A 12,755-nucleotide genomic window follows, 5' to 3' on the forward strand; every position below is an offset into this window, starting at 1 on the left:
CTCTAGCTTAAATCATGTCATCATTTCGACAATAATCGAGAGTATTATACAAAATTATGATAAACGAAAAATAAACAAAAAAAGAACCTTCGAATTCTAATCGATTCTGAAGTGCACCCCTTAGAATAGACATTGGATAAAACCCCTGGTTTGTCCGATGAAATTCTAGGGGGTGTATTTTTATGGCGATTAAAGGACAGAAGTTCAAAACTTACTCGGATGAGATTAAAAAAGAGGCCATTCGTTTACATGTGGAGGAAAGATGGACTTACCGGAAAATTACGGAGCATTTTGAGATTCAAGACCAAGGGCGGGTAAAGAAATGGATGAAGAAATACCGAGAGCTAGGGGAATTTGGGTTACTAGATCAACGGGGGCGTCGTAAAGAATATATCGATCAAGATAGGTATGTTCAAAAGCTCAGACGGGAAAATGAAATGCTAAAAAAGTGTTTGGAAATCTGGATGCAGGAGGTGAAACGCACAAATATAGAGCCATTGAGAGCGCTGCAAAAGAGTATGCCGTTAGCGACCTGTGTAAACTCTTTAGGGTCTCCAGAAGTGGATACTACGCTTTCTTGAAGCGCAAAGGAACAGATCGGGATCAGGAAGCAAAGGCGCTCATTCAAAAGGTATATGAACGGTATAACGGAGTCTACGGTTATCGCCAAATTCAATTATTCTTGCTACAAGACCATGGGGTTTGGATGAATCATAAGAAGGTACTCAGAATTATGCAGGATTTAGGCATTCGTTCGAGGATCCGCCGAAAACATCGTTTTAATTATGCTACTTCCGAAGGAGATCGTGTGGCGAAAAATATATTGAAACGGGATTTCAAAGCGGATGCTCCCAACCAAAAATGGGTGACAGACATTACGCAATATCGCATAGGCGAAAAGTGGCTCTATCTTTCAGCTATTAAAGATTTGTTCAATAACGAAATTATTGCTTATCAAATGAGCGCTAGGAACGACAATGAACTGGTTCTCCGGACCTTTCAGCAGGCGTGGAGTCAACAAAAAGACGTGACCGGACTGATCGTTCACAGCGATCAGGGGTTCCAGTACACGTCTCATGCATACCACGACATGCTGCCAAAGGTTGGCGCCCGAATCAGCATGTCTCGCCGAGGCAATTGTTATGACAACGCCTCTATGGAGAGCTTCTTCTCGCATCTCAAAACGGAAGGACTCTATCCTTATGATATCCGAAATATCGATGAGGCACAAAGGAAAATTGAAGATTACATTCGATTTTATAACCAACATCGGCCACAACGAAAGCTAAATAAGCTGCCTCCGGTAGAGTACCGGAAACAGCTTATTGCCTAGGGTCTTTTTTCAGTGTCTATAAAATGGGGGCTTGACCATTCGTCGGTTCGCTTTTTCTTTATACTAGTTCATCATCTTCTTAATCAGAGCTTTGAGCTTAGGATCAGGTGAAGTTCCAAGCTCCTGTTGAAGGGTCTCTTCCAATTGCCCATATCGCCGATAAGCTTCATTCATACGCCCTAGTTCAATATACAAATGAATGATTTCCTGATGGATATCTTCTCTCAAGGGATCCAATTTCAAGATTCTCTCAAAGTAGTGCAGCGATTGTTGACGCTCGTTCTGCTCCATATGAAATCTAGCAGCTAGTTCCAGCAGTCCAATAAAATCCTGTTCAAGTCGGTGTGTCTTCCCACTAGCCCAATCGTATGCTTTACCTTTGAGAAAGGACCCCGTATACAATGTTTCTACTTGATTGAACCATTCAGAATCTTTTTTCGAGACCTGCCTAATTTGCTTCAGCTGTCGCTTAAACTCATACAAATCACAATAAATACTGCGTTCCTCTATACTAATTTCGGTTCTGCTGGCTTTAATAAAGCTAGTTCCGATTGCTTTTCGAATATAGTATAGGGTTGAGTTCAGATTCTTCAACGCTTTATCAGGCTCCAGCCCGCTCCATAAGGTATCGATAATTTCATCTCGGCTAACCGTCCCTTTACTAATCAAAAAGGCAAACAATTCTTCGGTTTTTGGGCTCCTTAGCTTGATGGGCTCTCTGTCTTGCGTACGGCGGTATATCTTTAGTCCATTAAATAAGAGAACTTCTATGACGGGCTGAACCGTCACACCTCTATTCATTTTTTTGATCTTATCCAAAGTTTTAGTTAAACGCTGTGCAGTTACAGGCTTCAGCAAATAATCCACAGCACTCAGTTCGAAGGCTTGCAGTGCGTATTCGTCATACCCTGTAACAAAAACCACATTAATCGATTCATCTAGTTCATGCAAAAGGGTGGAAAGCTTCATTCCATTTGTGTCAGGCATAGAAATGTCCAAAAAAGCTACATCAATCGAATTCCCCTTCACAAATTCATAGGCTTCCGTCGGATCCAGAAAAGTATCGTATACTTCAATCTCTCCACTCTGAGATAATATCCTTTTTAAGCGCTTTACTGATAATTCTTCATCATCCACGATAATGGCTCGCAGCATACTTCAACCTCCTATCCGCTTCATGTGTTGTTTGGGGATATCAAAAGAAACCCGTGTGCCTTTTCCTTCAACACTTTGAATACGAATGTTCTTTCCATAGAGAAGTTTGATGCGTTGACTAATATTCCAAAGCCCTACGCCTCTTTTATCTACATCTGATTTCATGATTTCCTCCAGCTTGTGCTCACTCATTCCGCGTCCATTATCTTCTACAACAAAGCTGACTACAGAAGGATCCGACTCTTTCACAGATATAGTTACCTTTCCTCCCCGTAAATTGGACATCAGTCCATGTCTTATAGCATTTTCTACTAATGGTTGTAGGATAAGTGGGGGAATCCGGCTATCCGTATTTGCGGTTATATCATATTCCACTTGTAATCTAGCACCAAAGCGCACTTTTTCAATATTAATATATGCTTTAACCAGCTCTAGCTCACCCTCCAAGGTAGTTAACGAATCCAACTGTTTGAAGTCAAAGCTGCTTCTCAAATACTGTGACAGCTCCAGCGTTAATTCTTCCGCCTGCTCAGGTTCTTCCACACATAATGCAGCAATTGAATTCAGGGCATTGTACAAGAAATGAGGTTTGATCTGAGAACGTAAAAAGGCAATTTCGGCATCTTTAGCTTTCTTCACAGAAGCTCTCAATCGGGTCAGACTTTTCACACGCGCCATTAGTTCTTCCGCTTCAAACGGCTTCCCCACATAATCATTTGCCCCATTATCCATGGACATTTTCATATCGTTAACTCTATTCTTCGCCGTTAGCATTAACACAGGCAGCTCAAAGGGTGTGAATCTCTCTCTAATCTTTTGCAGAACCTCATAGCCAGAAATATCCGGCATTGTAATGTCCAGTACAACGAGAAAGAAGTCTGAATTCTTCGATAACTCATCAAGTGCCAGCTGCCCGCGGTTCACAACAACAATGGAATATCCCTCAAGCTTGAACAAGTTGATCATAGATTGCAGGTTGGCAAAATCATCGTCCACGACCAAAATCGGCTCATTGATTTTACCTTGAATATATATAGGATACTCCTGGCGCGGAAAGAAAACTTCTCTATAAGGAAGAGTCTTATCCACGATTGGACCCGTGACTTGATTAGATGTTCGATCCCATCGTGGAAGAGTAAATATAAAGACCGATCCTTTACCAGCAACAGAGTCCACTCTAATGTTCCCGCCATGTAACTCAACCAGCTTCTTGGTAATGCTTAGTCCGAGACCTGTCCCACCATGACTATGAATTTCAGCTTCGTCCACTTGCTCAAAGGCCATAAAAATACGTTTCTGCATATCCGGTGCAATTCCGATTCCCGAGTCTGCCACACGGACCTCAACCCATTCATGAGTAAATCTGGAACTAATATTTATTTCACCCTGCTCCGTGAATTTAATCGCATTATCTACCAAGTTGTGCAAAATCTGAATCAAACGGTTGCCATCTGCATGTACAGGTGGAAACTCTGGAGCAACATTGTTTACGAGAAAGATCGACTTTTCTCCGAGCAGAAACGAATGTATACCGATAACAGAATCTACAACAGCTTTCAGATCTAAGGTGCTTTTATATAAGGTGATATCTCCATGCTTCATTTTGGAATAATCGAGTAATTCGTTTACCATATAAGTTAATCTTCTTCCACTTCCCATTACGATCGCTAGATTCTGCGCTTGCCTTTCGGTAACTGGACCTTCAACCCCATTAAGTAGTGTAGCAGTAATGTTCACTATGGCATTTAGTGGTGTCTTCAGCTCATGAGAGGTATTGGAGAGAAATTCGTCCTTAATTTTGTCTAGACCGATCAGTTGGTTTTTCATTTCATCTATCGTATGATAAGCCTCGAAAAAACGGAGAACAATCAGAACGATCATAATGATATTAAAGGCTACAATGTAAAACTGTCCTAGCCAAAGGTTTTCTTTCATCGAAAGAGCAAACAGAATGATGTCTATCGAGTACAGATTGATAGCAAGAATCGCCAAGAACAGCAGCAACGATTTGATTCGATTTACTTCTGGACTTCTGATATACAAGATAGCCACTCTAAACAACATCCAAATTAACATCAATTCATATACTATGATCACATAGGTAGAGAAAAGCGTGTAAGTACGAATAGGCAGGATTGCTACCAATATTATAAAGCTGCCTAGTATAATGGTTACGACTTGCGTAAGTTTTAAAGAGATTATGCTTTTGTGCATTTGGTAGAAAAATATAGCCAGAACAATAAAACACGATATGGAGCTAATATCCTTCACTTTGTATAACACAATGAACGAAAGGTTTGGGAAAAACAGTAACAGCGAACGTTCTCCAATCAAGCCATGATAGATCGCAAGCAGTAAACAAATAATAGCAAATACAAGTAAGGAGTAATCCTTCTTACGGTATAAAGCAGCCGCTACAAAGCAGATGACAAAAATAAGTGATAATGTTCCCAATATTGCAACTGTACTAAATTCACGAGCCGTACTCTTCTGCTGGTTCTCCAGCATAGCGGCTTCCTCGCCAAAAGTTAGAGATACCGGAATACCTGCATTTACATATTCATAGTTAGAAACTTGAATGATAATCTCTACATCACCTTTTTCAGACGAAAAAAGCCCAATCTGCGGAATATTCCCCGACTGGTAATCGGCAGTACTCATAGTGGGGTTTCCATCCTTAATGAGTAAATGCCCATTCACATAAATCGCACTCGAAAAGCGGATATTCGTTTTTTTCAAAGCGAATACACCGTTTACAGGTAAGTTTTTCAGCACCATCCGATAAGTAGCAGAACCGAATGCAGGTAAAGGTTGTCCATCAACCACTTTGCCATTCCATCGTGAGGGGACCTCCATTAATGCTGTAGGAGCAGGTTTGTCTGTGCTTGATTCTATAAAATGCTCAGGCATTAGCAGCTGGTTCCAATAAAATTCCCACTCACCATCTAACTTGATGATCTTTTGTTGCCCATAATCCCAAGTTGAAAGATCCATGCTCCCCTTCTGAACTTGCAGATAATTCTCATGTTGATCATTATCTATAAAAATGGATAGTGGGATTGTTGCTAACGAGATGAAAGCAATTAAATAAATAAGTAACGTCCTTTTGAGCATCGTAGGCCCCTTTTCTATGGTGATGTTAAGCTGCGCAAACGCTTGGGGCATCGTGCAACACTTGGATTATATAGGATAGATAATTCTATAAAATTTTCTGTTTTCCTTCATGTTTCGACAAAATAAATGGTGATTAGCGATGACACGAAACTGAGATCCACGCTTGACCTTAGGTCAGACCTAAGGTTTATAGTTAAATCAACAAATACCAATATAGTTAGGAGCACCTCCATTGAATCATTACATTACGATTGGTGAACTTTCAAAACTTATGAATGTATCCGTACATCAAATCCGATATTTTGAAGAGAAAGAGATTTTATTTCCAGCCTATACCGATAGCAATCAATACCGGATGTACGGAATTAATGAGATTTATCAGTTGGCCCAGATCCTATTACTCCGCAAATTGAACGTGCCTGTCAGTACGATTAACAAAAGCATGAATAACTTCACCAAAAATGACTACCATCAACTTTTGGAGCAGTCTCTAAGTAAAATAAACTCTGAAATAAACCAGCTAATGTTGTTGCAGCAGTTTTTACAAAAGGTACTTAAGGAATACGAGCACTCCGACATTCTAGAAGACAAATATCACATTAAACAATTGGATACTCGTCATTTAAAAAAATGGATGGAAATAGAGCAAGATGAGTCACTCACCGCTCGAAGTCTGTATGAAAAAAAGCCGCAACCGACTCATTTATTTGAAACAGATCTGCATTATTTATACGATACTGAACAAGTAACCTTATGTTTTGAAAGCACTCACTTACCGGACATCATCCTAGAAAAAGGCAGCTACTTATATAAAGCATTTTTCGTGACGGATGATCATGATATTGAACTTGAGATTGCTCAACTGGAACACTATATAACACAACATCACTATACAATTCAGGGACCATTGATCCTTTTGGAAAAATCATATCTATCCCTATTCAACAATGACAAGCTTCATTATGAAATCCAAATTAATATCAAGCATGACTCTGACGGTGTAGCATGATAAGTCCGAACAAGATAACAATCGCTCACTACCAAGAACAAGATCATAGAGCAGTGTGCAGTCTTTTAGTGGATGCGTTCCACGGTAAGTTCCACTCCCTCATCTCACTAGAGGACGATGATATTGCTGAACTACTTCTTGGGCTCTGGGAGCATGATCAACCGTCCGCATCATCACAACAAATCGTAGCTAAAGAAAATGGAGAGGTTGTCGGTACACTCAGCATTAAGTGGAAGGACAACCAAGCCTCAGACAGAAGTAAATTTATATCATCTCACCATAGTTCCTTTTCACAATTATTTAAGCAATTTGGATATCTAAATGTATGTAAGTTAATGGTTGGGTTACATTTTTTGAATTATCAGCCTCGCGCAAAAGAATGTTATGTCGATCATTTGGCCGTTCGATCTAGCCACCGTAATAAAGGAATCGGTAAGCAGTTGCTTAGTTGGGCAATAGATTTTGTAAACAGTCACTCAGAAGTGGACAAATTAACGCTACATGTTGCTAAAAATAATAAACGAGCTATTCATATGTACCAACAGATGGACTTTGCTATCGATCAATCAAACTATAGCGGGATTAGACACCTTCTTTTTAAAGAGGCTAATTGGCATTACATGACGAGGCGTTTACCACTACATCCTAGGAGCTCAATAAATGAAAAAAAATATTAAATTAACCGCATGCTTGATCATTGGCTTAATGGCAGCTTCAGTCTTATTCGTATTAAATCAGCATTCCTATGCAATGAATGAGCAAAAGATAGAAATCGAAACCCCTCAGGGTAAACTAACAGGAACTTTAATTCTACCCCAGCACTATTCTGGAAACGTAGGGCTAATAGTTTTTGTTCATGGTGATGGTCCCATAAATGACACATACGATGACGGATATAAACCTTTATGGGAGAAATTCGCATCTGCCGGATATGCGTCTTTGTCTCTTAACAAGCCTGGTATTGGTGGTTCCTCTGGTAACTGGTTGGAGCAAAGCATGGAAGATCGTGCTCAGGAAACGATATCTGCGATTAACTGGGCGAAGAACTTACCAATGATTGATAAGAAGTCTATTGGTTTGTGGGGAGCAAGTCAGGCCGGTTGGGTGATTCCCAAGATTGTAAAAGAAGTTCCTGATCTCGCGTTCAGTATTCTTGTATCGCCTGCGGTGAACTGGATTTCTCAAGGTAAATACAATACAAGATTAGAAATGAAACAAGAAGGCTTCTCGGAAAATGAGATCCAAGCGAAAGAATATTATAATGCTCAAGTATTACAATTACTTAACGAACGAGCATCTTACGAGGATTACTTGCGTATTGCACAATCCGAGGACTTGATTTCTAAGGAACGCTGGGGATTTATTGCCAAAAACTATCAGTCTGATGCCACAGAAGACCTTAGTTACTTCAATGCTCCTGTCCATTTAGTACTCGGCGGTCAAGATATCAATGTAGATATTGAGGAAACCGAACGTATTTATCGTGAAAAAATACCTGCAAGCTTGCTCTCAGTCTCTTATTTTCCCAACGCTGACCACTCTATGCTGTCAAAGAAGAATGCCGCATCCCCCTTAAGGACTTATTTAACCGCTGTTTTCTTTCCACGACAATTGGTGGAAGATCAATATTTAAATGATCTAAACCGATTTGTGAAGACACAACATTAAACCTATTTCCAGATAAGAAGTCTGGCTATTGACTTTACCCTTAGGGGAAGATGCATAGTGGAATTGAACAAACCACCGAAATTCAAAGTTTATATATCATTAAATATCGAAGAAATGGAGATGAGATTGTTGCTGTCCATAGGAGAATTCTCGAAGATATGCGAAGTGTCAACCAAAACGCTGCGGTATTATGATGAAATTGGATTAATTCATCCCGATGAGATTAATCCCGAGAACGGTTATAGGTATTATTCCATCAAACAACTAACAAAAATACTCTTTATCAATCGTTTGAAATCTTATCATTTCTCACTAGAAGAAATCAAAGATATTCTGGAATGGGAGCAGGATCATTTTGAAGAGAAGCTTAGTACAGCCCTAAATCTCAAAAAAAGAAAACTACAAGAGAAACTACGAACTTACGAATATACATTAAAGCAACTTAATAGTGATGTTCTAAATTTAGAAAAAGGAATATCTATGATGTCCTACCTAAATAAGATAGAAGTGCAACTTGTTGAAACCAAACCAATGAATATCCTATATACACGTCAAATGTTGAGCAGTGATGATTATGCGTTTGGATATGGTAAGTATTTTAGCAAACTGTATGAAACTATTGCCACTGAAAAGCTGACCTTGCTGGGCACGCCAATAACAATTTATCACAGTGAGGAATATAATCCTGCCGGGAATGATACAGAGTTTGCCCTACCTATTGAGGAGATCGTAAATGGAACGAGAGAATTACGTGAAGGGCTGTGTGCGAAGTCTGTTTATAAGGGCCCTTATTCAGAATTAACATCGGTTTATGCGAAGCTCACAGAATGGATTGAAAATGAAGGTTATGAAATGGTGAACTCACCCTATGAAAAATATATAACAGACCCCACGCAAACTACTCATCCTGAGGATCTTGTTACTGAGGTGTATTTTCCAGTTAAGAAAAGATCGTAGCCACACTCATATTCACACAAAAATTTAATTAAAGGAGTTATCGATATGCACAGAAACTACTGGCCTACAAAAGACTGGCAAACTTCAGATCCGGCTACCTTAGGAATGGATGCTGAACAACTTTCAGAACTAGAAGCTAAGATTAAAACCGACTATAGTAATATAAACGGAATTGTAGTGGTGAGAAATGGATATATTGCCTATGAACAATACTTCAATGACTATGGCCCGGATGATCTGCATCATGTGGCTTCTGTAACGAAAAGCATCTTATCCGCCCTCATTGGTATTGCCATTGAAGCCGGATTTATCAAGCATGTTGATCAGGAGGTGCTGGATTTTTTCCCCGACTATGTTCCCGACGATGCTGCTGCCAATCTACAAAAACGAGAAATCACTATACGCCATTTGCTCACCATGACAGCTCCCTATGCTTTTGAAGACTGGCACGAGCCACTGGAGCAACTCTGTAAATCGTCCGACTGGGTCAAATACACACTTGATATCCTTGGCCACCAAGGGAATGTCGGTGATTTTAAATATTCCAGCGCAGGGGCGCACTTACTGTCAGCTGTCATCACTCGTTCCACAGGAAAAAGTGCCCGTGAGTTTGCTAACGAGCGATTATTCAGCCCTATCGGCATGACGGAAATCCCGGATTATGAGATGAAATCATTTGGGTTTGATGATTTATTTGGGGTAAATGTGAAGGGATGGGTGGAAGACCCCAATCGTATCACCACAGGAGGATGGGGACTTATGTTGTCTCCACGTGATATGGCGCGTTTTGGTTTATTATATTTGAACCGTGGAAAATGGGAGAATAATCAGATTATTTCGGAGACATGGATTGAAGAATCAACAGCGATGAACCCTAATCATTACGGTTATTTGTGGTGGCTACGCGAAGAAGATGGGACTTACACTTACTCAGCGTTAGGGGATGGTGGTAATGTCATTTGCTGCATTCCAGAAAAAAAACTTGTCGTAGCTATCGCCTCAGAATTCACACTTCAGCCTCGTGACCGGTGGCCTCTGATTAAGGATTGTATAATTCCGTCTGTAATAGAGTAAAAAAGTTAGAAACATGCGCTGGTTGCCACTTCATTAACATCAAGAAGAGCAACCAGCTGTCTACACTCTAAATCACTTTGCTTCAAGGAAAAATAATATCGCCTTCGTTACTGCTTACATCAAAAAATCCTACTTTGTGTTTTATAGCCAACTCCCGCATCGCCGTGTAAGCTTGGTCCGCTACGGAATACGCGAACGCCGCATAGATGACGGATGTGCCAAGCGAGTAGTCAGTCAACCGGTTATCCGTTCCGGCTTCCTCCATCGCCTCAAAAATCTCATCCTCTACATTCATATTAGGAAATTGCTCGGACAACTCACTATAAAAGCGTTGCAGCGCCTCCGATAAAACTGATGGATCATTATAGGCATGGTCTTCCGACCACTGCACTTGCTGCTCATACCACTTCATAAACGCTGCTCTCTCTTGCGGTGCTTTAGACGTCTCGAACGCCATCAAATCATAACTCATTAGCAATCCTCCTCTAAACCACCCTAATCGTGCATTTTCAGTTCCTATAAATTGTTGGGCTGTTTTGATTATATATTAAAAATCATCAGACCCATACTATAGAATCATGATACTTACTCACCCATTAAATATTTAAAAATCATGTGAGCTCAGGTGTATCTACAAAAGTAACCACTGGCTCCATTACGCCATGTAATTCAAACAAGATTAGTTCGTTCCCGCCTTGACGCAAAAGCGGTGCCGGTATGTAAAGCGTTTTTGTCGGACCCTCCTCCCAGTAACGACCTAGATTAAAGCCGTTTATAAAAACTTGACCTTTACTCCATCCGTCCAGCCGCAAAAAAGTATCCTCAGGCTTACTGACTTGAAAGCTCCCCCGGTAGAAAGTGGGCCGCTGACGTTCTTCGCAATCTATCGATGTGAATGATAATCCTTTAAGATCTGTTAATGGCAAGGAACGAATGGTCCAATCATGCAAAAATTGATAGCCGAGTCTAACGCCACAGGTTATGCCCTTCGGATCACGAAGCAGAGGGCCATAATTTACGCGCCCCATGTTCTCCACAAGAATGTCGATTTTTAGTCCCTCAATCGGGATCTCTAATGAAATTCCTCGCGGATCCCAGCGTTCAACTGTACCGACAAAGGCCCCATTCGCGAATACAAGCGCACGATCGCGAACTTCTTGAAGAACGAGCTCCGTACTGCTGCGGGGTCCACTGATCTTCGTTGAATACAAGATAAATCCATAATCTTGACCCAGTTTCTCCATTGGCTCGGGACATGCTCTACGTTCTGGACGAGACAAAACGTCTAACTGAGTGAACAGTGGTGCTGCTTCTGTCATCAACACTTTACCATAAGCTTGTGACTTTATTAACGGCGGTAATTCCAGTGGCGGCAACGTTACGTATTTCTCAATAATTTTTCGAGCTTCATAAAATTTTGCAGTTGGCTTACCCGATTCGTCCAGCAGTGTATCATAATCGTAGCTGGTTACGATGGGCTCATATTTGTCAAAAAGATTTGCCCCATTCATAAATCCAAAATTCGTCCCCCCATGAAACATGTAGAAGTTAACAGAGGCTCCTAGAGCCAGCATTTCATCCAAAGTCTCCGCTACTTCGGATTCGGGGCGGGTATTATGCGGTTTCATCCAGTGGTCAAACCATCCATTCCAGAATTCCATGCACATCAACGGTCCCGTAGGCTGATATTCACGTAATTTAGCAAAGGCTTCCTTTGCCCGTGAACCGAAATTTACGGTGGCGAACACTCCGTCGATCATACCGCCTTGAAGCATATGATCTTCAGCTCCATCTGAAGTAAACAGCAGAACGTCCATGCCGCGGGCGATCATTCCTGCTTTTAGATCATGCAGGTAAGTCTTATCACTCCCAAAGCTTCCATATTCGTTCTCTACCTGAAGGGCAAGCACAGGCCCACCGTTAGTGCTTAACAAAGGCCGCAGACGTGGAAGCAACTCATCGAAATAGGCATCCAACTTAGATAAATAGACGTTATCATTACAACGCAGCTGGATGTTATCGTCCGCAAGTAACCAAGCTGGCAATCCACCGAATTCCCATTCCGCACAAATATAAGGACTTGGCCGCAAAATCACGTGCAAACCAAGCTCTCCAGCAAGTCTAACGAAAGCCTCGATGTCAGCAAATCCATCAAAATTGAAGTTCCCCTCCTCTGGTTCGTGTAAATTCCAAGGAATATAGGTTTCAACAGTATTTAATCCGCAAGCCTGCAGCTTCAGCAAACGATCCTGCCAATATTCCGGAACGATCCGGAAGTAATGAAGCGCACCAGAAAGCAACCGGATGGGTTGTTCGTCTAATATAAAATGATCCCCTGATATGGATAACTTCCGCATATAATTTCTCCTCCAACATTGAGATAGACTATTCAATTATAGGTAATAAAAATATCAACCCATATGGACAATTCTAATGAAATATATG

The 12,755-nt window shown here is 40.9% G+C and carries 11 protein-coding genes; 7 read left to right on the plus strand and 4 right to left on the minus strand.

The genetic code is table 11. The annotated features are described in order from the left end of the window. Positions 1-182: 182 nt before the first annotated feature. Both NST34_RS18540 and NST34_RS18545 read left to right on the plus strand, forming a co-directional pair. Positions 183-581, plus strand: a complete 399-nt coding sequence (locus tag NST34_RS18540; RefSeq protein ID WP_076301175.1) for a helix-turn-helix domain-containing protein — start codon at positions 183-185, stop codon at positions 579-581. Continuing rightward, on the plus strand, positions 533-1,333 hold the full coding sequence (locus NST34_RS18545) for an IS3 family transposase (protein ID WP_256721794.1): 801 nt from the start codon (positions 533-535) through the stop codon (positions 1,331-1,333). Before NST34_RS18540 ends, NST34_RS18545 begins: the two co-directional genes overlap by 49 nt. 63 nt (positions 1,334-1,396) lie before the next feature. Here the strand turns inward: NST34_RS18545 and NST34_RS18550 are convergent, their stop codons facing one another. Both NST34_RS18550 and NST34_RS18555 read right to left on the minus strand, forming a co-directional pair. After that, a complete protein-coding gene (locus NST34_RS18550; protein ID WP_076298797.1) occupies positions 1,397-2,488 on the minus strand; it encodes a response regulator in 1,092 nt (363 codons plus the stop codon). 3 nt (positions 2,489-2,491) lie between these two features. Further along, positions 2,492-5,602 (minus strand): hybrid sensor histidine kinase/response regulator, encoded by a 3,111-nt coding sequence (locus NST34_RS18555; protein WP_341128511.1) that lies wholly within the window; start codon positions 5,600-5,602, stop codon positions 2,492-2,494. Positions 5,603-5,834: 232 nt separating this feature from the next. On the opposite strand from NST34_RS18555, the gene NST34_RS18560 reads away from it, so the two are divergent. From NST34_RS18560 to NST34_RS18580, 5 genes are all read left to right on the plus strand, one after another. Continuing rightward, the gene (locus tag NST34_RS18560; RefSeq protein WP_076298795.1) at positions 5,835-6,611 is read left to right on the plus strand and encodes a helix-turn-helix domain-containing protein; all 777 of its coding nucleotides are present in this window, start codon (positions 5,835-5,837) and stop codon (positions 6,609-6,611) included. Then, the gene (locus NST34_RS18565; protein ID WP_341128512.1) at positions 6,608-7,288 is read left to right on the plus strand and encodes a GNAT family N-acetyltransferase; all 681 of its coding nucleotides are present in this window, start codon (positions 6,608-6,610) and stop codon (positions 7,286-7,288) included. Before NST34_RS18560 ends, NST34_RS18565 begins: the two co-directional genes overlap by 4 nt. Further along, positions 7,272-8,279: an alpha/beta hydrolase family protein gene (locus NST34_RS18570; protein ID WP_076283437.1), complete on the plus strand. Its 1,008-nt coding sequence runs from the start codon at positions 7,272-7,274 to the stop codon at positions 8,277-8,279. Before NST34_RS18565 ends, NST34_RS18570 begins: the two co-directional genes overlap by 17 nt. Before the next feature lie 129 nt (positions 8,280-8,408). Continuing rightward, positions 8,409-9,236 carry a MerR family transcriptional regulator gene (locus NST34_RS18575; RefSeq protein WP_341129568.1) on the plus strand — a complete coding sequence of 276 codons (828 nt, stop codon included), beginning with the start codon at positions 8,409-8,411 and terminating at the stop codon, positions 9,234-9,236. Between the two features lie 45 nt (positions 9,237-9,281). Next, a complete protein-coding gene (locus NST34_RS18580; protein ID WP_341128513.1) occupies positions 9,282-10,310 on the plus strand; it encodes a serine hydrolase domain-containing protein in 1,029 nt (342 codons plus the stop codon). A gap of 82 nt (positions 10,311-10,392) precedes the next feature. On the opposite strand, the gene NST34_RS18585 is transcribed toward NST34_RS18580, so the two are convergent. Together NST34_RS18585 and NST34_RS18590 are read right to left on the minus strand one after the other, a co-directional pair. Then, entirely contained in the window at positions 10,393-10,782 is a 390-nt protein-coding gene (locus NST34_RS18585) for a hypothetical protein (RefSeq protein ID WP_341124894.1), read from the minus strand. A gap of 139 nt (positions 10,783-10,921) precedes the next feature. Next, complete coding sequence (locus NST34_RS18590; protein WP_341128514.1) at positions 10,922-12,667, minus strand: glycoside hydrolase family 35 protein; 1,746 nt, start codon at positions 12,665-12,667, stop codon at positions 10,922-10,924. Between the last annotated feature and the right edge of the window lie 88 nt (positions 12,668-12,755).

The organism is Paenibacillus sp. FSL H7-0714, assembly GCF_038003765.1.
Taxonomy (GTDB): domain Bacteria; phylum Bacillota; class Bacilli; order Paenibacillales; family Paenibacillaceae; genus Paenibacillus_AQ.